This window comes from Bradyrhizobium sp. RP6 (assembly GCF_003837805.1).
GTDB lineage: Bacteria > Pseudomonadota > Alphaproteobacteria > Rhizobiales > Xanthobacteraceae > Bradyrhizobium.
The window spans coordinates 70,733-96,201 of sequence record NZ_RQIT01000016.1 but is presented as its reverse complement, the minus strand read 5'-3'; the positions used below and the strand labels follow the sequence as shown (position 1 = coordinate 96,201).

Sequence of the window (25,469 nt, the reverse complement as noted above, 5' to 3'; positions counted from 1 at the left end):
CTCGGAAATCCGGACGCGATGCTTGGGCATGTCGCCTCATGGGGAGATCGCCATCCCCAAGCCGGCCACTCTGCCAAAGCCGAACTGCTTGTCAATTAGGAACCCCAAAAGGCCCCTGAAACGTCGCCGACCGGTCACTTCAGTTTGATCACGCCCGCGGCACACAGCGCTATGGGGCAACAGGCCATTCGCGTTCAGTCTGAAGCAGAGACGCGACCGACGAGCTGATCGAGACGTCAAAATGCTCGGTCAGATAGGCTGCCCCTTTGAATCCCGCCCGCTTCTAGCAGTCAGTCGCCTTTTTCTGTGACGGTGCGGGCTCGGCTGTACCGGCCGTTGCCTTCTTCGATTGCTCAGTAGGCGCGGGGCGGGTCTGCTCGACGGTGCCTGCTGTCCGATCCGGTTGCTGCGTGGAAGGTGCAGGCTTGGTCGCCGTTGACTGCTCTGCAGCGGTAGGCTGGTTCTGCATCTGGCGCTGCGCGTCTTCTGATGACGTCGCGGTATGCTCCGAGGCCTTGCTCATGGAGGATGTCGGAGGATGCTCCCCGGAATCAGGTGCTGTGGAACCCGTGGTTTGCCCCGTGTAGCCCGGCACGGTTCCTGATCCTGCATCGCGGCTCGCAGTATCGCAGGGACCCGCATGAGACTGAGGTGGTGCTGAAGGCGAGCACCGCTCCCAAGATCATAAGCTTGTTCGTAGTCATGGCCCTTCTCCTTTGTTGGACTCTTAACGTCTAAACAAAGCATTGGAGGGCTCCGTTCCGGTCTGTTGCAGCAGCCGCCAAACCATCTGAGTTCGTCGACCTAAAGATCGCAACGAGCGTCAACACAAGTGGTGCGATCTTTAATTACCACGGCTTCGTCTTCGAGGTCCCGACGACTGATTTGAGCTGACGCAGGTCGCCCGAGGCCTCATCGAGCAGCCAGTCACGAAAGGTCACGATCTTTGGCTGCGCTGCCGAGGCCTTCGGGCATACGATCCAGTAGGTTTTTGAGAGCGGCGTTGACTCCGAAAAGGCGAGTGCCAGCCGACCGTTGATCAAATCCCACGCCGCCAGCGTCGTGCGCGCAAGCGCGATGCCCTGCCCATTGATCGCGGCATCGATAACCATGCTCGCACGATTGAGCACTGGTCCGTGTGTCACATCGGCGTCATCGATACCTACACCACGCAGCCAATTCGCCCAGTCGGACCGGTTATCGAGATGAATCAGAGGAAATTTCAAGATATCACCGACCGCTCTGATCCGGTGGCGACCCGACAGCAGCTTCGGACTACACACGGCAAATAGTCGCTCCGAGGAAAGCCTTATGGCCTCGAGGCCTGGCCAATTGCCATCGCCGTGTCGCACCGCTAGGTCAACTTCTTCGCGGGCAAAATCGACGTGATGCATCGTGGCCGAAACACGCAGATCGATGCCGGAATGCGCCTCCGCGAAATGCCCGAGCCGATGCACCAGCCATTTCGCGGCAAAATCCGGTGAGGTACTGACGGTGAGAACGCCAGCGCTCTGCCGCTGCAACAGCCGCTCCGTTCCAACTGCAATACGGTCAAGCGCATCGCGGATGACGGCAAGATAGTCCCGCCCCGCTTCGGTGATGATCAGGCGCTGACGTTCGCGATTGAACAGCTTGACTGCGAGCTCAGATTCTAGCGCCTTCACCTGATGACTCACCGCGCGTTGGGTGACACAAAGCTCTTCAGCCGCACGCGTAAAGCTCTCGTGGCGCGCGGCGGCTTCGAAGGCCTTCAGGGCATTGAGCGGTGGCAGGTGTGGACGCATCGCACCGACTTCATGAGAAAAACTAGGGCAGGCACCAGAAACGATGCTTTGCGGGGAAGCATCCCGCCGGATTATTGAACAGCTCCAGTGCAGCATTTCAAGCGATTTGGAGTCCTCATGTCCGTCCATTTAACCGATACGTGGTCGATCCCGCCGGTGCACGCCGCTGACCCGGCCTCCCCACTTCATCAATCCAGTTCAGGTAGGCCACCGGGCGTCCCGCGACCCGAATGGCGGAGCTTGCTTGACCGGCCGTTTCAGCGCATGGCGTTGCGCGAAATCGCCGATGACCCGCATCTGCTTCGCGATGTCGGCCTTACGCGCGACGAGGCGTTGCGCGAGGCCGCAAAGCCCTTCTGGCGCTGAGAACGATCATAGGGAAGAACCAGGATGTCCGATCCGATTGTCTACGGCTTTCCGCGCAGCACATTCGTCAATATCATCCGCCTGATCCTGACTCACAAGGATGTGCCCTATAAATTCCATGACCTGGAGCCGGTGATGGGCAAGCCCGATCATCTGGCGCTGCACCCGTTCAACCGCGTGCCGGTCCTCAGGCATGACGATTTCACGATTTACGAGACCAGCGCGATCGCCGCGTATGTCGACGAAGCCTTCGGCGGCTCGTCGTTGACGCCAAAAGACATCAAGGCGCGGGCGCGCATGAACCAGTGGATCAGCGCGGTCAATTCCTACTACTATCCTTACATGATCTACCACGTGACGCACGAGCGTCTGGTTTTCCCGGAGCTCGGCATTGCCTCCGACGAAAAGGTCGTGGCGCATGCGCTGCCCCAGGTCGAGACGGGACTTTCGGTCGCCGAGCGCCAGCTTGCGCACGGCAAGGACTTCCTGCTCGGCGACGAACTCTCGATTGCGGATTTCTACCTGTTGCCGAGCACGTTTGCCTTCAGCCTCACGGCCGAAGGGCATTCGATGTACCCGAAATTTCCCGGGTTCTGCCGCTGGCGGGAGCGCATGGACAATTTGCCGGCGACGCAAAAGGTGCGCGCGTCCGTGCAACGCTTGCCGATCGAACACGCTCGCGAATGGGCCACCTCGCACCGGCCGAAATACTGATTATTTCGGCCGGCGCGTGGTGCCAACCATAGTTCGTCAACCAGAGCCTTCGCCGACTATGAAGGCCGGCTAGAAAGCTCCGAGTACTGCGGCGCTGGTCCGGCCCTCCTTAGCACGACCCACACCGAGTGGAGGTGAACGTTACGCGACCCTCGGGAGAGGCAGTTCGGCAACGCCCGGCACCACTTCCTTGATGCGAATATTGCGGAATTGGACCTTCGAACCATCATGATGGTTCTGCAGAGCGATATGGCCGCGGAGTGACCGCGGCTTGGGGTCCGTGTAGTCGTTCACAAGCACATCATTTAGGGTCACCTTGATGCGGTTGCCGATGGCTTCGATCATCAACGTGTTCCACTGCCATGGGCCCTTGGCAACATTTGTGCGGGTCGGGGCGCTGATGTTGTAGATCGCGCCGGTGCTCCGTAAGGGATCGTTCTCCTTCTGCGCCTCGGAATTGTACCCCCGAGGATCGATCTGGATTTCGTAGCTCTGGTCGATCGCCGCCATCCAATCGTTCGGATTCGAGCTGTTCAAGTTCGGCACGCGGATGAAAACACCGGAGTTGTCGGTGCGGCTCGCGTTCTGCCATTCGAGCTCGAGCACGAAGTCGGAGAAGCTTTCGCGCGTATACCACAGCAGCCCGGACCCGCCGACGGACTCGAGAATGTCGAACACCTGGAGGAAGCTGCCGACGCCCGACATCTGCCAATCGGCCAAACTCCCGGAGTAGAGCGATTTGAACTGCACCGACGGGGCCGGCGTCAGTGCGGCAACGACGGCAGCGCTGGTCTCACGCGCGAGCGTCAGGCCCGTCAAGGAAGGATTCGCCGACCCGACCGTCGGGAACAAGGCAGGACCGGCAACATAGGCGTTCGAGATGTGATGGAACCGTCCGGTGGAGTCCGTAATCGACATGGCCGGATCATCACCCATCCACAGCGTGCCCGCTTCATGATGGGTATTGCCCAACTGGTCCTTCGTGGCGGCAAACGGATCGGGTGGCGGAACGCCTTGCCAGCCGCCGTTGTACAAATATTGGACGTCGCCGGCGCTCTTGCCGAGGCGACCAGCCAATTCGACAGCCGCTGCAGCGAGCTTTCTCCAGGCGGCGTAGTCGTTCGGCGTGGGCGTGAAATTGACCCAAGCCCGCGCGCTCAGACCATCGTTCTGAGTCGGATCGGCTCCATTGGTGAGATTCACGAAGCTGGTCGTGCTGCCTGGGCCGCTGCGCTTGTCCCCATCCATTTCTCCGAGTCCCCGGAAGACGATTGCCACCCAATCCGGGTCCTCGTTGGAAAGCAGGTTCCGCAGGAGGTCAATGTCGGGCACCATCGTCCACATCGTCGCTTCGGGGTTCTGTCCCTTCTCCGCCGATGCGAGCACCTGAAAATGATAGCGGCGCTTGCTTCCGTCGGGATTGGTAATCTCGCCACGGACGATCGCGCCGCCCTGTTCGAGCGTCGTGGCGACGCTGAGCCCGAGGGCGCTGCGCTTGACGCGCACCGTGAGATTGGTGCGCAGATGGGCCATGAAATTGGCACCCATGCTGAACGGGCCGCGGATGACCGGAAACGACTCGAGCGCCAACCGCGTCGATTCGATGGTGCCCGCCGCCAGGACCACCTGACAATCGGGACTGAGATTGTTCGGAGCGGTCAGCGACCGGAACTGACCATTATAGGTCAGGTCGATTCCGCTGACCCTGCCTCCGCTGGTCTGCAGGCGTATGACGTGACACCTGGGAACGAGGAAGAAGCGGCGCCGCGAATTGTCGTTCAGGGTCCAGCGCTTGGCGATGTCGTCCCGGATGCTTTCGAGCAGCATGGGTCCGCTGCTGAACTTGTCGAACGAAAACAGCCCGGGGCCCGGAGAATTCGCCTGCACCGCGATCGGAGCTTCTTCGACCAGATCCAAGCTCACGTCAGGCAGAATCACGTTCGTACCTGCAGCAACGGCTCCCAATTGGGCATTGACCGCCGTGTTGAGAGGGCCGGACAGGTAATCCGCCTTGTCCTGTACGCCGATCTCGCGCTCGACATCCGGGTAGTTCGCGTTCAGGAAATCGCGTGCGCCTTTCGGCCACGCATCGAGGTCAGCCGGCATCAGCCGCGGCGACCAACCTCCCCAGAAGAGCGAGCGGCCACCCGGGCAGTAAGCCAGTCCGGTGAACGGCTCGTTGCTGTGCCAAGGAATGCCCCAAACTCCGTTTCGTGCCCCCGGGTCCTGGTTATTTGCCGTGACCAGCGCGCTATCCGGCGCATTCAGGCCGAGATGCGGCATGTTCTGCACATGCGTGGGCGCGAGATAGCCGCCCGCGTCCAGGAGCAGCACCCGTAGGTTCTGGTCGGCGCCGGCGCGATAGATTTTGCTGGCAGCGTACGCGCCGAACATCCCGGCGCCGATGACGACGACATCGAATGGACGCCCGCCGTTGTTCACAGCTTCGTCGTATGTGCTGCACACGTACCTGCCGAGCAGATCACGCGTGAATTCGGTGTCCTGGATATCGACTGGAGTGGAGGGATCATTTCGCAGAAAGGTCAGCATCGGAGAGCTCCTTTCGAGGCGTTGTTGAAGCAGCCATGAGGCGTATGCCGGGATGGCCGCAAAGACCTGGCCCGCAAGCGCGGCCAAGAACAACAATATGAGGAGCTGGCGGCCGATTATATGAGCCGGTTCACACGCAAAGCGCGAATTAGTTCGGCTTGACGGAGGCCGGGACGGCCTCTCGGAACTGCAGGTAATGCAGAAGACTATTTGACCTCGCCATAGGCCAGATCATCGAACAGGGTCACGCTGTCCGCCTTGGTCCACAAGCCAATCATCCCAGCGTCAGCGATCGTAGTGTCCTCCACCTCGAAGACCGGCTTTCCGTCATAGGTCACCTTGAACCGGCTTCCCACGAAATCACAACGCAGCGCATGCCATTGCCCGGACGCCACCGGCGTACTGACGCCATAGCCGCCCTTGCATCCGACGATGTCGAGCGAGGTTCGGACGCCTTTGATGGTCTTGTAGAGCACCACGTTGTCCTCCAGCGCGTTGGCCCGGACGACGTAGTAGTTGTCGGCATCTTTCGCGCGCCAGATGATCCCCGCTGCGCGATCCTCTGAGCCGGCGATGGCCTTGAATTTGACCTCGACGAAGCCGTTACGGATGCTGGTATCGCTCTTGATGGCCACGGGAAAGGTCGCCCGTCCGGATTGCTTGAGCACGTTCGGCTTGCTCGGCGCGGTCGCGTCGGCCTCGACGGTCCATTTCGGTTGCCCTTGGCCGGTCTTCGTCAAAGTCCATCCTTCGGGCGGCTTTCCGGCAGGAGTGCTGTCAAAGTTCAGGGTGTTGGCCACGGTTACCTCCCATCGACAAAACCAGCAAGAGAGCCGAGGCAAGCCCCGCCCGCGCAAAGCGTCCAGCGTGGGGACGACCGGGCTTATCGAACGTCCCATCGCCGCTATCCTGCTTTTTGCGCGCGGGCTCTACGAACAAAGCCCATTTGTGCGAGTTGGTGCACACCTCCAGCGAGGAAGGGAGACCATCATGAGAAACTCTGCACAGGCTGCTCTTTTGTCTTCTATCGTACTGGCCTTCGTATTCGGCGGAGGCGCGGCACAGGCGCAGTCCACCCCTGTCCAGCAACCTCAGTCTCCGCAGCAGGCGGAACAGTCCCGCGAGCAGGATCGCAGCCGCGCGGAGGACGTCACGATCGGACGCGACTGGAAGGCTCAGGGCGGCGAGGCTGATCACGCCGGTCAGACCGCGCCGAACGATGAGCATCAGACCGTCGGCCGCGACTGGCGCGCTCGCCCGGACGACAAGGATCGGCGATAGGCGACCTGGCAAGACTCGAGACGTTGGGCGTGCAGCGTAAGAAGCGATCGCCGCACGTCGCTCCACGGTCAGACCTTTCCCGAGCGCCACGCGCATGGTCACTCCTCACTTGAGCCCGATGAGCACCCAAGCCGGCTAAATCGGCCGACCAGCGCTACCGGACCGCCGAAGCCGAGAAAGCCCCGCAGGACATAGCGCACCAGCTCGCCCATGTTTCCGCCCTCGGCATTCGTCGTTGTCATCGTCGTCATGGCTTTTCCCGATCCCCGCGATATGCGGGCTCCAATATGCCGTCGATCGGACCGCCGGGCCCCGGCTTCAGCTCGAACCGTTTACCGCTTTGTGTCACGCGGTAGCAGTCGTCGCCCATGTCCGTGATATAGAGACAAATTTCATCCTTCTGGATGCGCCATTTTCCGACCTGCTTCACACCCATCGAGTAAGTTCGCAGCGTCCCGTCGCCGTCATAAACAAATCGATAGTGGACCTCGTCGGTCAGTTGCTTTCCCGTGAAGGCCGCTCGAATCTGTGCCCCGGTCAACGTCCGAACGCTCTCGGCCGCGACAAAGCCGGCATCGAGGGTGACCAGTCCCCCGATGCCGGTAGCGAGGGCCGCGATGAGACGCCTCGCAAGTTGACTCTTCGATTCCGCCAGCCTCACTTTTTGCACGCCTTCCGACACATCTGGTACTCTGTCTTGCATGCGGGCCCGGCGTAGTTCTTCATGCAGGCGGCTCGCTGGTCGGCGCAGACCTTGCAGCTTTGCGCCTGAGCTCCCTGAGCGCCTGCAAATAGGCCGACGAGCGCGAACACCGCGACGGCAAGGTTTCTCATCCTTCTCATCTCCTTCAGACTTCCTTCGCGTATCGATCGTAGAGCGCGGAGGCGTTTTCCCAGCGGATGGCCTCCATGTAGACGTCGACATAGCGGGCTGCCGCAGCGCCGAAGTCCATGTGATAGGCGTGCTCATACATGTCGAGCACTAGCACCGGGCGGCCGCCGGCGAGCGTCGTCGTGTGATCGGCAGCCCACTGGTCGACGAGCCGCTTGTCGCGGGGGGAATACGACAGGATAACCCAACCCGAACCACCGCCCTCCGCCTTGCCCATCGCAGCGAACTCCGACCGCCATCGATCGATGCTGCCGAAGTCTCGCACGATCGCTTCGGCCAGCGCTCCGCCCGGCCTGCTGGCGCCGCCGAGACCATCGAAGTAGATCTCATGCAGGATCATCGAGTTCGCCGCGATCAGCTCTTCGCGCTTCAGGCCGTTAATGACGAAGTTCGGTGCCTTGGCGAAGTCCAGCTCGGCGAGCTGCGCGCTGATCGCGTTGAGCCGCTTCACCGCGCCGCCGTAGTTGTTCTCATAGTGACTGACGAGGACCTTTTCAGAGATGCCGCTGATCGATTTTGGGTCGAACGGCAGCGGCTTGGTTTCGTAGAGCATCAGGCGATTCCTTCGTTAAAGCTTTGGCTCAACTCTTCGTACTTGCAGTCTTGTCGAGTGCCGCGCGCAGACCTTCGGCGAGCTTCACTGCGTCGTCGTTCGCCCAGAAGTGCATGAAGAACAGCCTGGGCTGCTCGTCGAGCATGTGGCTGTGAAGCGCGGTCACCTCGATGCCGTGTGTCCGCAGCGCCAGGATGACCGGGTTGACCTCGTCGCCGGTCAGGACGAAGTCGCCCGTGATGGCGGCCTTCCCGCCTCCCGTGGGCTGGAAGTTGATGGCGATCGCGACGCCCATCGGGCCGACCGGCGTCAGCGGCATGCCGTCCTGCGTGATGGGGTCTCGCCGCTTGACGTTGAACTGATAGACGCCGCCGTTCGGCTGGCCCTTCACGCCGATGATCTGGTCGAGCTTCGCCGTGTCGAGATCGACGGCCGGCGGCGGGCTCGCCGGCGCCGCGACGGTCAGCGGCGTCTTGCTCTCGGCCAGCGCATCGTGGATCGCCGATGCAAGCTTGACCGGGTCCCCATGGCCGGCGACGTGCATGTAGAAGGTCGCAGGGCTCGCCCGCAGCAGGTGATTGTGCACGGCCGTGATCTCGAGACCGCTCGCGATCATCTTCGCCATCACAGGGTTGATCTCGGTCTCGAGCAGCACCAGGTCGCCCATGACCATGGCGCCGCCGTGCGCAGGCTTGAACGCGACCCATCCGCCTAGGGCGAGCGCCGGCTTAATCGCCACCCCGTCCAAGGTCACGGAGAGATCGCTGCGGGGAAAGCCGTAGCGGCGGACGTCGTCCGAGACCGCCGGCTTACGGCCAAGCGCCTCGTCTACCTTCTGCCATTCGGCATCTTGAGCATACGCCGGGAAAAAGGGCGTGAAGCGGATTGCGAAAAAGCAGACGGCGAGGCCGACCAGAGCCAAGATGGTCCTTTTCATGGTGCTGCTCCTCGCGCTCAATTGCGCTCTTTGATCTGGCCACTGCTGTCGACGAGCAGCTTCACGGGCTTGCCGTCTTTCACCGCATTGGCGGTGATGCCTTCGGCCGTCGATTTGACGTCTTGCACCTGCGAGTAGCCGGCCGCCTGGATCTTGGCGATCAGCTCGTCCTGGCTCAGGGCGTGAGCGGGCGTCCATCCGCTTGCCATCGCGAGCAAGATGGCTGCTTCAAGGATTGCACGTGTACGCATGTTGGCTCTCCTGGTGTTGCCCCTGCCCCAGGTGAAGGCTGTGCGTAGCAGTGTTCCTAGATGACGCCTCCCAATCGAAGCAGAATGCCCGAGACGCAGGAAGCGGCTAGAACGACGAGCATTCCAATGTTGAACCGGAAGATCGCGGTGGCCGCGGCTACTGACAAGGCGAGCGCTGGCAGGTCAATGCTGGTCAGCACTGGTGCGTCGAACGACAAGCCGAATCCCTGGACCGGAAACGTCTGCCGGAACAGCGTGTGGAGCGCGAACCAGATCGACAGGTTTAGGATCACGCCGACCACGGCGGCGGTGATTGCCGAGAGCGCGCCGGCAAGTGCCTTGTTGCCTCGCAGCGCCTCGATGTAGGGCGCCCCGACGAAGATCCAGAGGAAGCAGGGCGCGAAGGTGACCCACGTCGCCAACAGTCCGCCGAGCGTTCCCGCTACCATCGGGGAGAGCCCCGTCGCCTCGCGGAAAGCGGCCATGAAGCCCACGAACTGAACGACCATGATCAGGGGCCCGGGAGTCGTCTCGGCCATGCCGAGGCCGTCGAGCATCTCTCGCGGAGTAACCCAGTGGTAATAGTCCGCGGCCTGCTGCGCGACATAAGCCAGTACCGCGTAGGCACCGCCGAACGTCACCATCGCCATCTTGCTGAAGAAGATCGCGATCTGGCTGAAGACCTCGTTCGGACCGAACATGATCAGAAGTGCGAAGACGGGAACGAGCCAGATAGCGAGCCATACGGCCAGGACCCGCAGCGTGCGCGCCGTGTTCGGCCGAACGTGGTCCGGAATCCCTTCACCCAGCATGCTGTCGATCACGGCGGAGTTCTTTCCGCCATGCTCCAGCGCCGCGAACTCCGGCCGGCCAAGCCGGGCTCCGACAAAGCCGATCACGGCTGCCGCAACGATGATCAGCGGAAACGGCGCTCCAAAGAAGAAGATCGCGACGAAGGCGATTGCCGCCAGCGCGACCATGATTGGATTGCGAAGTGCACGTTTGCCGACGCGGACCACTGCCTGAATCACGATGGCGAGCACGGCCGCCTTGAGGCCGAAGAACAATGCCTCGACGAAGCCTACATTGCCGTAGGCAGCGTAGATGTAGCTGAGCCCCATGATGGCGAAAATGCCGGGCACGATGAACAATCCGCCCGCGACCAGGCCACCGATAGTCCGGTGGAGGAGCCAACCGATGTAGGTGGCAAGCTGCTGCGCTTCGGGTCCCGGCAAGAGCATGCAGTAGTTCAAGGCATGCAGGAAACGGCTCTCCGAAATCCAATTCTTCTCCTCGACCAGAATACGATGCATGACAGCGATCTGTCCCGCTGGCCCACCGAAGCTCAAAATAGCCACTCGCATCCACACAAGGAGCGCTTCGTTGAAGGTGATGCCGTGGGCCGGCGCATCTGCGCCGACCTTCTGGGTTGCAGCGAAATCGGTCATGCCTTCACCTTGTTCGTCGGCCAGTTATGCGTCTCCTTCGTCGCATCGCGGCACCACCGATGGTTCGCTTCCTTCCAGGCGACTTGACCACCTTCAAGGTTCTCGGCGGCAACGTTGCAGCAACGGAGCCAAGCCGCGGTCCCTTCGCTGAGCTTCTTGCCCTTGTGGCAGACCACGACGACGGACTGGCCCGTCAGGTGGACGTCAAGATGCGAGCGCCGCACCGCGCCCGGGATCAGGCGCGGATCGGCCGAGAAATCCTCGTCGATGCGTACATCGATGAGCGTCGGCGCGGCCGCGGTTCCGACCAATCGAGACAATTTATCGGGTGAAATGGAGGAGTACGATGCTGACATGCTGCGCCCTTGGTGATCAGGACGCGATTCTTGGGCATGACGCCTCGCGGGGAGATCGCACATCCCCGAGCTGCGAATAAAAGCCCAGTTGACCGGGCTGTCAACCCGCGGGGCAGCGAAGGATTCCAGAAATTATCAGAAGAGCGTTACGGTGATTTCATCCGAACTAAGGAACTAGGCCGTCACCTTAAGCCTCAATGAAGTTTCCGACCTAGCTTCTTGATGATTTCCCGGAGATCTTTCGCATACTCTTCGATGATCTTTACGGCTTCCTCCAGACGCCAAGGCTTGGGCTCCGGAACTTCTCTATCTCGTTCTGGTCGGTCCGTATCTTTCATGCTCCCACGGTTCAACTGGGGAGGACAAACGTTGTTGAGCCAGATCAAGGTCTGCTTGCTACGATCTTGAAACGTCCGGAGCAGTTCATGTAGGCTGCCGGTCCGGGACCAGGCAGACTCCCGGCGAGACTTCGGTCCAAGTTCTGCGCAGCACGCAACACGTGGAGCTTGCGCATGGATACCGAACGAAAACCCTCTCCCCGACGTACCATCGCCATTCTCTCGCGCGGAGACGCCGCCGCGCGTCGAGACGCGACCTCAAAAAACGGCCGCTTCGTTGACGTCTTCGAGGCGCTCGCCGCCGTCGGCGTCGAGGGACGCCCAGCGATCTACGACGAAAGCTTTGCCGACGCGGTCTGTGAACAACTGCTCGCAGTTGACGGCGTGCTCGTCTGGGTTAACCCAATTCAAGACGGCCGAAACCGCGCCGGTCTCGACGCCCTGCTGCGCGACGTCGGGGCGCAGGGCGTGTGGGTGAGCGCCCATCCCGACGTCATCCTCAAGATGGGCACCAAGGAGGTTCTCTATCGCACCCGCTCGATGGGCTGGGGGTCAGACACGGCGCTCTATCAAACCGCCGCGGCGATGCGCGCCGAGCTGCCGGCGCGGCTCGCTGGCGGTCCGCGCGTCATCAAGCGCAACCGGGGCAACGGCGGCCAAGGTGTCTGGAAGGTCGAGAAGCTGCCTATCTCCTCCATGGTCAGGGTGCTGGACGCGACCAAGGACGCGCCCGAGGAACTGACCCTGGATGATTTCGTGCGTCGCTGCGGGGAGTATTTCGAAAACGGCAGTGTGATCGACCAGGCGTTCCAGCCTCGCCTGAGCGAGGGCGTGGTGCGCTGCTACATGGCAGGCGACCGCTGCGCAGGCTTCGGCCACCACAAAGTCAAAGCCCTTGTCGACTCGCCCGCCGCGCGTTCAGAGGTCGGACCGCGGCTCTACAGTTCGAACGCAGACCCGCGCTTTCAGCGGCTGCGACGGTTGATGGAGGACGAGTGGACGCCGCAGCTAACTTCGCTGCTGGACATCGCGCCAGATGACCTTCCCGCGATTTGGGACGCCGACTTCATGCTCGGTCCCGTCCAGGCCGACGGGAGCGACAGCTACGTGCTCGGCGAGATCAATGTCAGCTCGGTGCATCCTTACCCGAACGAGGCGCCGGCGGAGATCGCCAGGCGGGTTGCCGACCGGCTGCAGCTCAAGCTTTGACGCATGCTGACGGTCAGCGGGCTCAAGCGCCTGCACATCTTCGTGTCATTCGACTTGCAGGACGGCGAATGCGTCGCCCTGCAAGGGCCCTCCGGGGTCGGAAAGACGTTGCTGCTCCGCTCCATCGCGGATCTCGATCCCAACGAGGGAACGGTCAGGCTGGACGGAACGCTCCGAGAAGCGATGCCGGCCCCCGCCTGGCGAAAGCGAGTGACCTACCTCGCCGCCGAGCCGGGTTGGTGGTCCGACACCGTGCAGGAACACTTCACGGCCTGGGGGGATGCCCTCCCGCTGGTCGCGCGACTGGGCTTGCCGGACGACTGCGGAGCGTGGTCCATCCAAAGACTTTCGACCGGCGAGAGACTGCGGTTGGGACTTGCGCGGGCGCTCATGCTGAGATCGCGGGTGCTTCTGCTGGACGAGCCGACTTCGGCCCTCGACCCGGCAGCCGCTGCGGCCGTGGAAGGTGTGATTGCCGAGCGCATCTCGGATGGAGCGAGTGTCCTCTGGAGTACCCACGACGACGCCCAAGCCCGCCGCGTCGGGTCAAGGATTCTTGCAATGAGGCCCGACGGCAGCATCGAGGAAAGCCTGCCGTGACCTATATCCAGCTCTCGTACGGCAATCTGGTCCTGCCGGCGCTCCTTGTCGTCATGGACGGCGTCTTCTCGCTTGTTCTCCGGCTCAAGCTAGAGAGGCAGCTGGCCATTGCGACCGTGCGCATGGTGGTGCAGCTCGTCCTCGTCGGATACGTGCTGACATTCCTGTTTGCTGCCGTGTCCCCGCTCTGGACCGCTCTCGCCGCCCTGATCATGGTTCTCTTCGCCTCGCGAGAGATCGTCGCGCGGCAGAAGCGGCGCCTTCAGGGCGTTTGGAAGTACGGCCTCGGCACCGGATGCACGCTGCTCGCTGCGGGTACGGTCACGATGTTCGCACTCCTGACGGAGCTACGCCCCGATCCTTGGTATCATCCGCGATACGCGCTGCCTTTGCTGGGCATGATGCTGGGCAACACCATGACCGGAATAAGCCTCGGCCTAGACGTGCTGACGAACAGCCTGGTTCGCGAGCGGGCCGCCGTAGAAGCGTGTCTCGCGCTCGGCGGCACCCGACACGAAGCCCTGCTGCCTCTCATACGGGACGCGTTGAGAAGCGGCTTCATGCCGATCATGAACAGTATGGCGGCGATCGGCCTCGTTTCCCTGCCGGGAATGATGACTGGCCAGATCCTTGCGGGTGTCGAGCCAGTCGATGCAGTAAAATATCAATTGCTGATCATGTTCCTGATCGCTGGTGGCACGGGGCTCGGAACGCTGGCCGCTGTGCTGGGTGGTGCTCGACTGCTGACCGACCATCGGCACCGTCTACGCCTCGACCGCATTGAGGCGTCTGGGTAGAATCCCGCACCGGGCAGCCGGCAGCTTCTTTAAGTATGGGCCAGCATATGGGCTGACAAACAGCTAACTTCACTACGAGCTGGAAACTAAGGACTTTTCGGCCTGTTTGGCGGAGAGAGTGGGATTCGAACCCACGGTACGGTTTCCCGCACACACGCTTTCCAAGCGTGCGCCTTAAGCCACTCGGCCATCTCTCCGGAGCGCCCTCTCTTGAAGGGGCGCCAATGATTTTGCAAGGGATCGCGGGGCAAATCGGGCGATTTTCCGCAATTTATTGTATTTACAGGATAATATCTGGCGCGCTACGTGTCCCTTGGCCCGCCAATCGGCTGAACCGCAGGCGGGTTTGGCGCGACGATTCACGAGAAGCCGCCAAACACGATCGGGGACGCCATGACCATCTGCAGGACCATCGCCGCCCTTGGCCTGATTTCGGCCATCGGCTCCGCCCTCGCCGTGCCCGCCGCCGCGCAGGTGTGCACCCGGCAAGGAGTCGACGTCAGCTGCGACGACGGCCGGCGCGGGGTGCTTTCGGGCGATGCCATCCTCTGGCCGGACGGCACGCGTTCGAGCTCGACACCGCATCAGAGCGTGATCGTCGGCAACAAAAGCTCGGTCCATGTCGGGCCCGGCGTGTTCGTCGGGCAGGGCAAGGGCGTGGTGCCGCTGGACGATCCCAACGCGCCGAACAAGCGGCAATGCGCGATTCTGGACGGCGTGTCGTATTGCTATTGAGGTTCGCGCCATTCGCCGTCGGCCCTTATGCCGGGCTCGTCCTGACTCGTCACGGGCATCCACGTTCCCGGATCAGCATAGCAGGACGCGATGGCCGAGGAATGCCCGGCCATCACGCGTGGATAGAGCCTGCGAAAATCCTAAATCAACCGCACGCCTGATATCGCGGACTTCAGCCAGCGCAGCGCCTGCGGCGGCTGGGCTGCGAGCGGGGCGGCCGCCGCCTTCTCCGTCCGGCACTTCTCGAGCTCAGCGACGAAGTCGGCGGACCATTGCTGGATGGTGTGGCCACGCAGCTTCTTCATCATCGCATCCCAGCGCATCCTGCGCTCGGTGAGCGGCATGGCGGCCGCGACCGCGATCGCACGCGCCATACCGTCGATGTCGTGCGGATTGACCAGCAATGCGGCGTCGAGCTCGTTGGCGGCGCCTGCGAATTTCGACAGCACCAGCACGCCGGGGTCGGCCGCGTTTTGCGCGGCGACATATTCCTTGGCGACGAGGTTCATGCCGTCGTGCAGCGGCGTCACCACGCCGATCTGCGCCGTGCGGTAGAGGCCCGCGAGCACGGCCTGGCTGAAGCCCTTGTTCAGATAACGGATCGGCGTCCAGTCGACTTCGCCATGACGGCCGTTGACGTCGGTCACGAGGCGCGCGACGTCGTTCTGGAGAGTGCCATAAGCTTCGATGCCGCCGCGCGAGGGATTGGCGATCTGGAGCAGCGAGATGCTGCGCGCAAACTGCGGCTGCTCGGTCCAGAGCCGGTCGAACGCGCTGATGCGGTTGACGAGCCCCTTCGAATAGTCGATCCGGTCGACGCCGATCGCGAGCCGCTCGCCGTTGAGGCTGCGCCGCAACCGCGACACATCGGGATGCGAGGCGGACTTCGCAGCGTATTGCGCAAACTTCTCCGCATCGATTCCGATCGGAAACACTTCGCAGCGCGTGCGCCCATGCTGCGAGATCGCAACGCCATCCTCGATGGCGAAACCGAGCTCACCGCCGACATAACCGAGAAAATTCTGGCGATCTTCCTCGGTCTGGAAGCCGAGCAGATCGTAGGCAAGCATCGCCGTGATCAGTTCGCGATGGTTGGGCACGCCCTGCACGACCGCGGCGACGGGCCACGGCGTATGGAGAAAGAAGCCGATCGGATCATCGACGCCGAGGTCGCGCAGCTCAGCGCCAAGCGCGAGGAAATGATAGTCCTGCACCCAGAACGCTGTCTTGGCTTTTCGGAAGCGCAGCAGAGCGCGCGCCATGAAGGCGTTGACCTCGCGATAGCTGACATAATCCTCTCGCGAGACGCGGATCAGATCGCTGCGCGAATGCAATGCCGGCCACAGGGCCGAATTGGCAAAGCCTTCGTAATAGCCGCCATAATGCGCCGCCGGCAGGTCCAGCGTCGCAATCGCACCCGTTCCGAGCGCCTCGATCTCTGCGAAGGGTTCCTTCTGATGACCATCACGCACCCGGCCGGAGGAACCGACCCAGATCGCACCAGAATGTTCCACCACGGGAAGCAGTGCCGCGGCAAGGCCGCCCGTCATGGGCTCGTTGGGTTTGCCGCGCGCGACGCGATTTGAAACGACAACTAAGTTCACAGGTCGTCCCCTCCTGTTCATTCCACCCCGTTTAACTGCCGTTCATCAATATGGTTCCTGATCATCGTTTCAACCAAAATCGGGCGCGCGCGTTGGAACTGGTTTCGCTTGCGGAACCCTGGAATTTCGTTGCAAAGACAGCATTTCCGATCCTGCTGCGCAGCAGGCATCGCGGCGCGCAGTGGGCTGCGCTAGAGATATTCATGTCCGCGAAGTGGCGCTGCCTTGGTTTCACCTCGGATCAAGCAGTCGCGCGAGAAATGCGCGCACGTCGCTCGGCGCATCGAAGTGTCCGTTCACACCGATGGCGCGGCGACCGACCGAGAAGGCGAGTCCGTCCATGTCGGGCATGATCGCGAATACCGTCTCGTCGGTGACGTCATCGCCGATGAACAATGGGCGCCGTCCCCTGAACGGCTCGTGCTTCATCAATTCGCGCACGCCGCTCGCCTTGGTGAAGCCGGAATGCTTGATCTCGCAGACGAACTTTCCGGGCAACACCTCGATCGGCGCATTGGGCAGGTCGGCGCGGATCAACGAGACGGATTCGTAGATCGCCTTCTCCGCATGCGGCGCCAGACGGTAATGCAGCGCGAGCGAGTAGCCCTTGTCCTCGAGCAGAATACCGGGGCTGAGCTTGGCAATGGCGGCCAGGCGCCGCTTCAGCTCCTTGTCGAGCGGCGGCGCGTGCACATCATCCGCTTCGTTGTCCACCGACAGCCGCATCTCCGCGCCGTGGCCGGCAACGGCGCGGAACACGTCCGGCGCGAAGATCAGGTCGATGTCGTTGAGCGACCGGCCGCTGACCAGCGCCAGCGCTCCGGACGTGCGCTCGGTCAGCCTGCCCAGCGTTTCCGACAGGCCCGGCGGCACCCACACCTCGCGCGGTGTCGGCATCAGGTCGAGCAACGTGCCGTCGATGTCGAGCAGGATGGCGATCTCGTCGAGATGCGGCATCAGCGCATGCGGCACCGGCACCGCTTCGGGCGCATCGTCATCCAGCATGGTACGCTTCTGGTCCAAGGCCATCTCCGCAAGTTCCGATTTCATCAGTCTACTCCATAAAGGCGAGCGGCCGCGCGATTTGTTCGAGCGATTTGCGCTCCGCGGAGACGGCGTAGCGCCACGCCACGATCGCAGCCGCGATCATCAGGGCTGCCCCCAGCAAATAGCCGGCGAACACGCTATTGCGTGATCCCGTGTCGATCAATGCGCCGAACAGCGCCGGCCCGATCACACCGCCGATGCCGGTCCCGACCGCATAGAACACCGCGATCGCCAGCGCGCGAACCTCCAACGGAAACGTTTCGCTGACGGTCAGATAGGCCGCGCTCGCAGCGGGCGAGGCAAAGAAGAAGATCACCATCCAGGCCGCGGTCTGCCCTTGCGCGCTCAGCACGCCGATCGAGAACAGATAACCCGATAGCGCCAGTAGCACGCCCGATGCGCCATAGGTGAACATGATCATGGTGCGGCGTCCGAGCGTATCGAACAGACGGCCGAGCAGCAGGGGCCCGAGGAAATTGCCGGCGGCGAAAGGCAGCAGGTACCAGCCGACGTGATCGGCACTGATGCCGTAGAAGTCGGTCAGCACCAGCGCGAAGGTGAAGAAGATGGCGTTGTAGAAGAACGCCTGGGCGCTCATCAGCACGAGGCCGACCACCGCGCGCTGGCGATAGGCCGAGAACAACGTATGCACGACCTCGCTGATCGGCGTGTGATCACGCATCCTCAGGCGCATCTTCGTGAAGCGCCCGTCCGTCAGGTCCTGATCATGCCCAATCACCGAGCGTTCGATCCCGTCGACGATGGCATGGGCTTCGTCGGGACGGCCATGGATCATCAGCCAGCGCGGACTTTCCGGAATCCACATTCGCATCAACAGCACGATGAGGCCGAGGGTCGCGCCGATGAGATAAGCCAGGCGCCAGCCGAGATCGGGCCCGATCATCGCGGGATCGAGCAGTACGATGGCCGCCACGGCGCCCATGGCGGCCCCGATCCAGAAGCTTCCGTTGATGACGAGATCGGTCCAGCCGCGATAGCGCGCCGGCACCAATTCCTGGATGGTCGAATTGATCGCGGTGTACTCGCCGCCGATGCCGGCGCCGGTGAGGAAACGAAACAGCGCGTAGCTCGCGACATCCCATGACAGAGCGGTCGCGGCCGTTGCCGAGAGATAGAGTGCAAGCGTGATGAAGAACAGCTTCTTGCGGCCGATGCGATCAGTCAACCAGCCGAAGCCGAGTGCGCCGAGCACGGCACCCGCCAGATAGGCGGAGTTGGCGATGCCGATGTCGAGATTGGAGAAGTGCAGCGACGAGCTCTGCTTCAGCGCACCGGAGAGTGCACCGGCCAGAGTCACCTCGAGCCCGTCGAGAATCCAGGTGATGCCCAGCGCGAGCACGACACGGGTGTGGAAGCCGCTCCACGGCAGCGCGTCCAGCCGCGAGGGAATGCTGGTCTCGACGATACGGTCGGTCGCGGTCGCCGCCGGGACTACGGGTGCATAGTTCAGCGCTGGGCTTTGCTGCAATTCCATCGGGTTGTTGCGTCTGATCAATGGAAAGGACCCCTCTCACGCGATGTGGACGGGTCGATCCGATCATCGGGGTGCGGCAATTCGCCTGCCACCTTGCGACAACGCCTGCGGCGAGGCCAGGTTCCCATGGGAACGCCCGTTGGCACCGCTCGTTTCCGATGGAGCCGCAAGGAGTTGACGCATGGCTCACGTCAGAAAGACGACACATTCAAGGAAGACAGGCGCGCGCAACACCGCGCGTCGCAAGGCGAGCACGACGCGCAAGAGGTCAAATCGCCGTGCAGCACCGAAGCGCTGGTCGCAACGGGTAACGCAGGAGAGCGACGCGCTCGATCTCAAGCGCGGAGTGTTCAAGCTTAGGGATCCCCGGAAGATCGCAGCCTCCCTGAAACGCTCGGCGGAGCACAGCTCGCGTCGCAAGACCGGCGCCTATCGCTCGGCGCTGTCGATGCTGACATTCTACATCAACCGCGCCGGCAAGACGCTGCCGAAGACGCAGCAAACGCGACTGGAGCGCGCGAAGGTCGAGTTGAAGCGGGCCTTCGGGAAGGAGTGAGGCCCGAATGGCGTCCCCTGACTGCTCCGCTGTCGTCCGGGACCGGCGAGCCTCCTGACAGCGCGCAGCGCTGCGCGGAAGCGAAGCGCTGATCCAAGACCCATACCGGAGTTGCGGCAGCGCGGACCTCGGAGGCCGCGAACCTATGCCGCCCGGATATTCGCCATGAAGCGGTCGAGCTCGGCGCGAAGACGGGTGCTTTCGCTCGACAGGGTCTTGGCCGAATTCAGCACCTCTTCCGAGGCCGAGCCGGTCTCGGCGGCGCCGCGGTTGACCTGGCCGATATCGGTGGCCGCGGTCTGAGTGCCCTGCGCCACGGTCTGGACGCTGCGGGCGATCTCCTGGGTGGCGGCGCCCTGCTGCTCGACCGCGCTCGCGATCGAGGTCGAGATCGACGAGATCTGGCCGATGGTCGCGCCGATCTCCTTGATCGCGGCGACCGATTCGGCGGTGGCGCCCTGCATGCCCGCGATGTGCGAGGAGATCTCGTCCGTTGCCTTCGCCGTCTGGCTCGCCAGCGATTTCACTTCGCTCGCAACCACCGCAAAGCCGCGGCCGGCTTCGCCCGCGCGGGCCGCCTCGATGGTGGCGTTAAGCGCGAGAAGGTTGGTCTGCTCGGCAATCGCCGTGATCAGCTTGACCACCTCGCCGATCTGCTGGGCGGCATGCGACAGCTTGCCGATGCGCCCGTCGGTCTCCTTGGCCTGCACCACGGCAGCCTCGGCGATGCGGCTGGAATCGCGGACCTGGCGGCCGATCTCCTCGACCGAGGCCGAGAGCTCTTCCGTCGCGGTCGCGACCGACTGCATGTTGCTGGACGCCTGCTCGGAGACGCCGGCGACCTGGCTCGACAGGCTCTGCGTGGTCTCGGCGGTGCGGGTCAGCGTCGAAGCCGCCGATTCCAGCTGCACGGCCGAGGCCGAGACGTTGGAGACGATGGCGCCGACCGCGCTCTCGAAATCGTCGGCGAAGCGGATCAGCTCGGCGCGGCGACTTGCGGCCTGCTCCCGATTCTGGACCTCGCTGGCGGTAGCGTCGCGTTCGGCCTTGGCGACTGCCTGAACCTTGAACTCCTCGACCGCGCCGGCCATCTCGCCGATCTCGTCCTTGCGGCCGAGGCCGGGCAGCACCACGTCGAAATTGCCCGACGCAAGCTCGCGCATCGCCTTGCACATCGCAATCATCGGACGCGAGATGCCGTTGCCGAGCCATAAGGCCAGCACGGTGCCGACGGCCAGCCCGCCCAGCGCCAGCATCAGCATCAGCTGCTCGGTTTCCACGATGGTGGAATTGGCGCTCGCCTCGATGCGTTGCTGGTCGGCGGTCAGATCCGAACGCAGCTCCGCCGAGAGCTTGAGGATGGTCGCAGCCGTCTTGGTCATCTCGCCGTTCAGCTTGATGATGACCTTCACGTTCTCATTCAGCTTTGCGAACGAGGTGCGGTACTGCTTCAGGAGATCGCCGATCTCCTTGACGCGGTCCGTGATCTTCTGGTCATTCGCGTAGATGGAGACCAGCAGCGTCTCGAGGAACTTGATGCGGGCGATCACGCCGTCGGCGGTCTTCGGCTCCGGCTTGGCCACGAAGGCGCCGACCGAGGTGGAGACCGCCAGATATTGCGAGGTGACGTCCTTGGCCGTGGTCTGGACCGAGTTCAGGCCCGCCAGAGCCGCGGTGTCGGCGAGATCGTCGAATTTGAAGCGGATCTTGTTGCCGACACTGTTGAGCTCGTCGGCCGCGATCTTGTTGTTCTCGCGCGTCAGAGTGATGATCTCGCCGAAGACTTTCGTAAAATTCTGGAACTCGGCCTCGAGCTTGCCGACCTGCTCACGGCGGGCGGCGCCGATCGTCGCCGCCATCGACTTGGCGATCGCGCCTTTCAGATTGCCTTCAGCGGCCTTGGCTGCGGTCTCATCATCCGCCGCGCCGGTCAGGGTATAGGCCCTTGCCAGCCCCTGATAGGCGACCAGTTCGCGATCGACCGTTCGCGCCAAGTCGGCTTCGGATACGCTGGTGCGGTAGGACGCCACGGCACCTGCGATTCGTTCGAAGCCGAAATAGGCGAACGCCATGCTGACGGCGAGGATGGCTAGCACCGCCACAAAGCCGAGGATGATTTTTGCGCGAAAGCGCAACGTTGGCAGCTTCGATTTGCTCGACTTCGACGTAGCAGACATTCCCCCACCCCATTCCATTCGCGGAAAACCAGGCGCAACCCGGAAGCAGCCCGCTTCCCGGCTCTTCTGCACGTTACGGGGCAAAGGATAAGCTGTAGTAAATTTGTGGCGCCGCAACTGGCGGTTAGGCGACGAAGGGAATTGTTAAGGCGCGCTTTCTCCCGCCGTTACAGATTGACGGCCGCCATCCTCTGCTGTCGTCCGGGACCGGCGAGCCTCCTGACAGCGCGCAGCGCTGCGCGGAAGCGAAGCGCTGATCCAAGACCCATACCGGAGTTGCGGCAGCGCGGACCTCGGAGGCCGCGAACCTATGCCGCCCGGATATTCGCCATGAAGCGGTCGAGCTCGGCGCGAAGACGGGTGCTTTCGCTCGACAGGGTCTTGGCCGAATTCAGCACCTCTTCCGAGGCCGAGCCGGTCTCGGCGGCGCCGCGGTTAACCTGGCCGATATCGGTGGCCGCGGTCTGAGTGCCCTGCGCCACGGTCTGGACGCTGCGGGCGATCTCCTGGGTGGCGGCGCCCTGCTGCTCGACCGCGCTCGCGATCGAGGTCGAGATCGACGAGATCTGGCCGATGGTCGCGCCGATCTCCTTGATCGCGGCGACCGATTCGGCGGTGGCGCCCTGCATGCCCGCGATGTGCGAGGAGATCTCGTCCGTTGCCTTCGCCGTCTGGCTCGCCAGCGATTTCACTTCGCTCGCAACCACCGCAAAGCCGCGGCCGGCTTCGCCCGCGCGGGCCGCCTCGATGGTGGCGTTAAGCGCGAGAAGGTTGGTCTGCTCGGCAATCGCCGTGATCAGCTTGACCACCTCGCCGATCTGCTGGGCGGCATGCGACAGCTTGCCGATGCGCCCGTCGGTCTCCTTGGCCTGCACCACGGCAGCCTCGGCGATGCGGCTGGAATCGCGGACCTGGCGGCCGATCTCCTCGACCGAGGCCGAGAGCTCTTCCGTCGCGGTCGCGACCGACTGCATGTTGCTGGACGCCTGCTCGGAGACGCCGGCGACCTGGCTCGACAGGCTCTGCGTGGTCTCGGCGGTGCGGGTCAGCGTCGAAGCCGCCGATTCCAGCTGCACGGCCGAGGCCGAGACGTTGGAGACGATGGCGCCGACCGCGCTCTCGAAATCGTCGGCGAAGCGGATCAGCTCGGCGCGGCGACTTGCGGCCTGCTCCCGATTCTGGACCTCGCTGGCGGTAGCGTCGCGTTCGGCCTTGGCGACTGCCTGAACCTTGAACTCCTCGACCGCGCCGGCCATCTCGCCGATCTCGTCCTTGCGGCCGAGGCCGGGCAGCACCACGTCGAAATTGCCCGACGCAAGCTCGCGCATCGCCTTGCACATCGCAATCATCGGACGCGAGATGCCGGTGCCGAGCAGGAAGGCCAGTACCATCCCAACCAGGGTGCCGCCAACGGCCAGCATCAGCACCATTTGCTCGGTCTGTCCGATGGTCGCTTCCGACTCCGAATCCAGCCGCTGCTGTTCGGCGAGGAGCTCCGCCTTCATGGTGGTCGCTCCTTGCTGGATCGTACCGGCGAAGCCGTTCATCTCGGTGACGAGATCATCGACCAGCTTGGCATTGGCGATCAGCTTCTCCAGCGCTTCGCGATAGGCCCCCAGCAGCGCCTTGGCATCCTTCAGGCCGGCGACGACCTTGTCGTCCATGGAATAGATCGCACCGAGCGAGTTCTCGACGAATTTCAGCCGCGCCAGCGCGCTGGTGGCAATCGACTGGTCGGAGGTCAGCACGAAATTGGTCGCCGCCGCACTCGCCGTCTGGAACTGGGCGTTGACCTGCTTGGTGCCGAACTCGATCGCCTGCGCTTCGGAGTCGGAGGCGTTGTTGCCGATATCGTCGAGCTTGTATTTCAAGAGATTGGCGTTGCGACTGAGCTGGTTCTGCACCAGCAGCGCACTGTCGCGCTTGGCCTGGAGCACCTTTGCGAAGGTCGCGGAGAAGTTGGAAAACTCCTTGGCGAGCTTGTCGAGGCTCTCCTGCCGCGCCGGTGTCTTGGCGCCCTTCACCGCCTGGTCGATGGCGTTCTTCAGGCTGCCCTCAGTATCCAGCGCCGCCTTGGCGTCGTCTTCCTTGCCGGTCACCACGAAATAACGGGCGGCCGAACGATAGGCCAGCAGCTCGCGATCGATGTTGCGGGCGAGATCGGCCTCGGAAACGCTGCTGCGGTACGACCCGACCCCGGAGGCGACCCGCTCGAAGCCGAGATAGGAGAAAGCCATGCTGCCGGCGGAAATCACCAGCACGGCGGCGAAGCCGAGAATGATCTTTGCGCGGAACCTGAGGGTCGGAAACAATGTGCGCTTGGACGGCGACGCGATACGCCCGGACATTCCCAACCCCCAGCTCATGTTCTTGCAGCGATTCTGCGGCCCGGAAGCAGCCCCTTCCGAACCGTACGGGAAATTAGGGCAGAATCGTCAAGGGGTGGTAAATCCGTCCGGCCCGCACCCTCGACGAGAGCTCCGCCACACGCTTGTCCGGAATTGCAAGGGGTCGGGGGCCATGTTGCAGCTGACCGGAAAACGCCTTACTCTTGAATACTTATCAGGCACTTGGCGTTAGACCGAGCTGGTCCTCGAGGAGAGAAACGGAGTGGGGCAAACCGACTTTCGGTTTGGCGGTGCGTCTGGCGTTGCCGTGGCCAAGTCGAAGGCTGCGAGCGTCGATGAAGCCGTGGCCGAGCTGGCCGCCCAGCTCCCCTCCGACGAGTTGGCACTGATCCTGGTGTTCCTCTCTCCGAGCTACGATCCTCATCACTTCATCGCCGAGATCACCCGACGGTTCGACGACACCCGGGTCTGCGGTTGTACCACCGCGGGCGAGCTTGCCCCCGATGGCTGGGACGAGAACAGCGTCGTGGCGCTGGCGTTCAACCGCGCCGACTTCTCCGCGGTGGTGCGGCCCATCCTCAACCTCGACAGTTTCCAGGTCGAGGACGGCCGCCGGATCGGCGTCGAGCTCCGGCACGAGCTGTTGCGCGCGACGCCGCAGGTCGGCCGAGGCAATCCGTTCGGACTGGTCCTGATCGACGGCCTGTGCCGGCGCGAGGAAGCGCTGATGTCCGCGATCTATGCATCGCTGGACGACATTCCTGTTGTCGGCGGGTCCGCAGGGGATGGGCTGCGCTTCGAGAGAACCTGGGTGTTCTTCGACGGCGAGGCACACACCAATGCCGCCCTGCTGATTCTGCTGAACACCTCGCTGCCGTTCCGCGTCTTCAAGTGCGACAATTTCGAGCCGAGCCCGCAGAAGATGGTGGTCACCGAAGCCGACATCGAAAGCCGGACGGTCCGGGAGCTGAACGCCGAGCCTGCGGCCCAGGAATATTCGCGCGTAGTCGGGATCATGGACGCCAAGCTCGATCCGTTCTCCTTTGCCTCGCATCCGGTGCTGGTCCGCGTCGGCGGCTCCTATTACGCGCGCTCGATCCAGCGCGTCGAGCCGGACGGCTCGCTGCATTTCTTCTGCGCCATCGACGAGGGCATGGTGCTGACGGCGGCGACATCGCGAAGCCTGGTCGGCGCGACCCGCGAGACCTTCGCCGAAATCCACGACGAGATCGGAGACGTCTCGCTCTACATCGGCTTCGAGTGCCTGTTCCGGCGGCTCGACGCCGAGCAGCATCAGCTCGCCCGCGACATGTCCGAACTCTACCGGCAGAATCGGGTCGTCGGCTTTCACACCTATGGCGAGCAGTTCGGCTCCATGCATGTGAACCAGACCTTCACGGGGGTTGCGATCGGAAGGCGCCCATCGTGACG

The 25,469-nt window shown here is 63.0% G+C and carries 24 protein-coding genes and 1 tRNA gene; 9 read left to right on the top strand and 16 right to left on the bottom strand.

Annotated features, from left to right (window positions below):
- Positions 1-848: 848 nt before the first annotated feature.
- Positions 849-1,913 (bottom strand): transcriptional regulator GcvA, encoded by a 1,065-nt coding sequence (locus EHH60_RS25420; protein WP_245454587.1) that lies wholly within the window; start codon positions 1,911-1,913, stop codon positions 849-851.
- A gap of 135 nt (positions 1,914-2,048) precedes the next feature.
- On the opposite strand from EHH60_RS25420, the gene EHH60_RS38815 reads away from it, so the two are divergent.
- Together EHH60_RS38815 and EHH60_RS25415 are read left to right on the top strand one after the other, a co-directional pair.
- Positions 2,049-2,150: a DUF1127 domain-containing protein gene (locus tag EHH60_RS38815; RefSeq protein WP_502697423.1), complete on the top strand. Its 102-nt coding sequence runs from the start codon at positions 2,049-2,051 to the stop codon at positions 2,148-2,150.
- Between the two features lie 24 nt (positions 2,151-2,174).
- A complete protein-coding gene (locus tag EHH60_RS25415; protein WP_124162146.1) occupies positions 2,175-2,864 on the top strand; it encodes a glutathione S-transferase family protein in 690 nt (229 codons plus the stop codon).
- 141 nt (positions 2,865-3,005) lie between these two features.
- On the opposite strand, the gene EHH60_RS25410 is transcribed toward EHH60_RS25415, so the two are convergent.
- Together EHH60_RS25410 and EHH60_RS25405 are read right to left on the bottom strand one after the other, a co-directional pair.
- Complete coding sequence (locus tag EHH60_RS25410) at positions 3,006-5,414, bottom strand: 3-keto-alpha-glucoside-1,2-lyase-like domain-containing protein (protein WP_124162145.1); 2,409 nt, start codon at positions 5,412-5,414, stop codon at positions 3,006-3,008.
- A gap of 206 nt (positions 5,415-5,620) precedes the next feature.
- Entirely contained in the window at positions 5,621-6,214 is a 594-nt protein-coding gene (locus EHH60_RS25405) for a 3-keto-alpha-glucoside-1,2-lyase-like domain-containing protein (protein WP_124162144.1), read from the bottom strand.
- Between the two features lie 190 nt (positions 6,215-6,404).
- Between EHH60_RS25405 and EHH60_RS25400 the strand changes: the two genes are divergently transcribed.
- Positions 6,405-6,695 carry a hypothetical protein gene (locus tag EHH60_RS25400; protein WP_245454586.1) on the top strand — a complete coding sequence of 97 codons (291 nt, stop codon included), beginning with the start codon at positions 6,405-6,407 and terminating at the stop codon, positions 6,693-6,695.
- A gap of 98 nt (positions 6,696-6,793) precedes the next feature.
- Here the strand turns inward: EHH60_RS25400 and EHH60_RS37210 are convergent, their stop codons facing one another.
- The 7 genes from EHH60_RS37210 to EHH60_RS25370 all read right to left on the bottom strand — a co-directional run bounded on the left by EHH60_RS37210 (position 6,794) and on the right by EHH60_RS25370 (position 11,195).
- Complete coding sequence (locus tag EHH60_RS37210; RefSeq protein ID WP_158626770.1) at positions 6,794-6,946, bottom strand: hypothetical protein; 153 nt, start codon at positions 6,944-6,946, stop codon at positions 6,794-6,796.
- Positions 6,943-7,377 carry a hypothetical protein gene (locus EHH60_RS25395; RefSeq protein WP_124162143.1) on the bottom strand — a complete coding sequence of 145 codons (435 nt, stop codon included), beginning with the start codon at positions 7,375-7,377 and terminating at the stop codon, positions 6,943-6,945. Before EHH60_RS25395 ends, EHH60_RS37210 begins: the two co-directional genes overlap by 4 nt.
- Before the next feature lie 166 nt (positions 7,378-7,543).
- Positions 7,544-8,140, bottom strand: a complete 597-nt coding sequence (locus EHH60_RS25390) for a superoxide dismutase (protein ID WP_124162142.1) — start codon at positions 8,138-8,140, stop codon at positions 7,544-7,546.
- Positions 8,141-8,168: 28 nt separating this feature from the next.
- The gene (locus EHH60_RS25385) at positions 8,169-9,077 is read right to left on the bottom strand and encodes a DUF1259 domain-containing protein (protein ID WP_158626769.1); all 909 of its coding nucleotides are present in this window, start codon (positions 9,075-9,077) and stop codon (positions 8,169-8,171) included.
- Between the two features lie 17 nt (positions 9,078-9,094).
- Positions 9,095-9,328: a PepSY domain-containing protein gene (locus tag EHH60_RS25380; RefSeq protein WP_124162140.1), complete on the bottom strand. Its 234-nt coding sequence runs from the start codon at positions 9,326-9,328 to the stop codon at positions 9,095-9,097.
- Between the two features lie 56 nt (positions 9,329-9,384).
- The gene (gene chrA, locus EHH60_RS25375; RefSeq protein WP_124162139.1) at positions 9,385-10,776 is read right to left on the bottom strand and encodes a chromate efflux transporter; all 1,392 of its coding nucleotides are present in this window, start codon (positions 10,774-10,776) and stop codon (positions 9,385-9,387) included.
- The gene (locus tag EHH60_RS25370; RefSeq protein WP_502697422.1) at positions 10,773-11,195 is read right to left on the bottom strand and encodes a rhodanese-like domain-containing protein; all 423 of its coding nucleotides are present in this window, start codon (positions 11,193-11,195) and stop codon (positions 10,773-10,775) included. Before EHH60_RS25370 ends, chrA begins: the two co-directional genes overlap by 4 nt.
- A 449-nt stretch (positions 11,196-11,644) precedes the next feature.
- Here EHH60_RS25370 and EHH60_RS25365 point away from each other — a divergent pair, with 449 nt between their 5' ends.
- From EHH60_RS25365 to EHH60_RS25355, 3 genes are read left to right on the top strand one after another with little or no spacing between them, the layout of a single operon-like run.
- Positions 11,645-12,679, top strand: coding sequence for a Cj0069 family protein (locus EHH60_RS25365; RefSeq protein ID WP_124162138.1), 1,035 nt, complete (start codon positions 11,645-11,647; stop codon positions 12,677-12,679).
- 3 nt (positions 12,680-12,682) lie between these two features.
- A complete protein-coding gene (locus tag EHH60_RS25360; protein ID WP_124162137.1) occupies positions 12,683-13,279 on the top strand; it encodes an ABC transporter ATP-binding protein in 597 nt (198 codons plus the stop codon).
- A complete protein-coding gene (locus EHH60_RS25355; RefSeq protein ID WP_124162136.1) occupies positions 13,276-14,076 on the top strand; it encodes an ABC transporter permease in 801 nt (266 codons plus the stop codon). Before EHH60_RS25360 ends, EHH60_RS25355 begins: the two co-directional genes overlap by 4 nt.
- Before the next feature lie 107 nt (positions 14,077-14,183).
- On the opposite strand, the gene EHH60_RS25350 is transcribed toward EHH60_RS25355, so the two are convergent.
- A tRNA-Ser gene (locus tag EHH60_RS25350) sits at positions 14,184-14,273 on the bottom strand.
- 196 nt (positions 14,274-14,469) lie between these two features.
- Here EHH60_RS25350 and EHH60_RS25345 point away from each other — a divergent pair.
- Positions 14,470-14,811 carry a hypothetical protein gene (locus EHH60_RS25345; protein ID WP_124162135.1) on the top strand — a complete coding sequence of 114 codons (342 nt, stop codon included), beginning with the start codon at positions 14,470-14,472 and terminating at the stop codon, positions 14,809-14,811.
- A gap of 140 nt (positions 14,812-14,951) precedes the next feature.
- Here the strand turns inward: EHH60_RS25345 and EHH60_RS25340 are convergent, their stop codons facing one another.
- The 3 genes from EHH60_RS25340 to EHH60_RS25330 form a co-directional block, all read right to left on the bottom strand.
- The gene (locus tag EHH60_RS25340; RefSeq protein WP_199751996.1) at positions 14,952-16,415 is read right to left on the bottom strand and encodes a trehalose-6-phosphate synthase; all 1,464 of its coding nucleotides are present in this window, start codon (positions 16,413-16,415) and stop codon (positions 14,952-14,954) included.
- Positions 16,416-16,646: 231 nt separating this feature from the next.
- The gene (gene otsB / locus EHH60_RS25335; RefSeq protein WP_124162133.1) at positions 16,647-17,465 is read right to left on the bottom strand and encodes a trehalose-phosphatase; all 819 of its coding nucleotides are present in this window, start codon (positions 17,463-17,465) and stop codon (positions 16,647-16,649) included.
- 4 nt (positions 17,466-17,469) lie between these two features.
- Positions 17,470-18,957, bottom strand: a complete 1,488-nt coding sequence (locus EHH60_RS25330; RefSeq protein ID WP_124162215.1) for an MFS transporter — start codon at positions 18,955-18,957, stop codon at positions 17,470-17,472.
- A 181-nt stretch (positions 18,958-19,138) separates the two neighbouring features.
- Here EHH60_RS25330 and EHH60_RS25325 point away from each other — a divergent pair, with 181 nt between their 5' ends.
- A complete protein-coding gene (locus EHH60_RS25325) occupies positions 19,139-19,513 on the top strand; it encodes a DUF3175 domain-containing protein (RefSeq protein ID WP_124162132.1) in 375 nt (124 codons plus the stop codon).
- 143 nt (positions 19,514-19,656) lie between these two features.
- Here the strand turns inward: EHH60_RS25325 and EHH60_RS25320 are convergent, their stop codons facing one another.
- Both EHH60_RS25320 and EHH60_RS25315 read right to left on the bottom strand, forming a co-directional pair.
- The gene (locus EHH60_RS25320; RefSeq protein ID WP_245454585.1) at positions 19,657-21,690 is read right to left on the bottom strand and encodes a methyl-accepting chemotaxis protein; all 2,034 of its coding nucleotides are present in this window, start codon (positions 21,688-21,690) and stop codon (positions 19,657-19,659) included.
- A gap of 308 nt (positions 21,691-21,998) precedes the next feature.
- Positions 21,999-24,038 carry a methyl-accepting chemotaxis protein gene (locus EHH60_RS25315; RefSeq protein WP_124162130.1) on the bottom strand — a complete coding sequence of 680 codons (2,040 nt, stop codon included), beginning with the start codon at positions 24,036-24,038 and terminating at the stop codon, positions 21,999-22,001.
- Between the two features lie 262 nt (positions 24,039-24,300).
- On the opposite strand from EHH60_RS25315, the gene EHH60_RS25310 reads away from it, so the two are divergent.
- Positions 24,301-25,467: an FIST N-terminal domain-containing protein gene (locus EHH60_RS25310; protein ID WP_124162129.1), complete on the top strand. Its 1,167-nt coding sequence runs from the start codon at positions 24,301-24,303 to the stop codon at positions 25,465-25,467.
- The last annotated feature ends 2 nt before the right edge of the window (positions 25,468-25,469 follow it).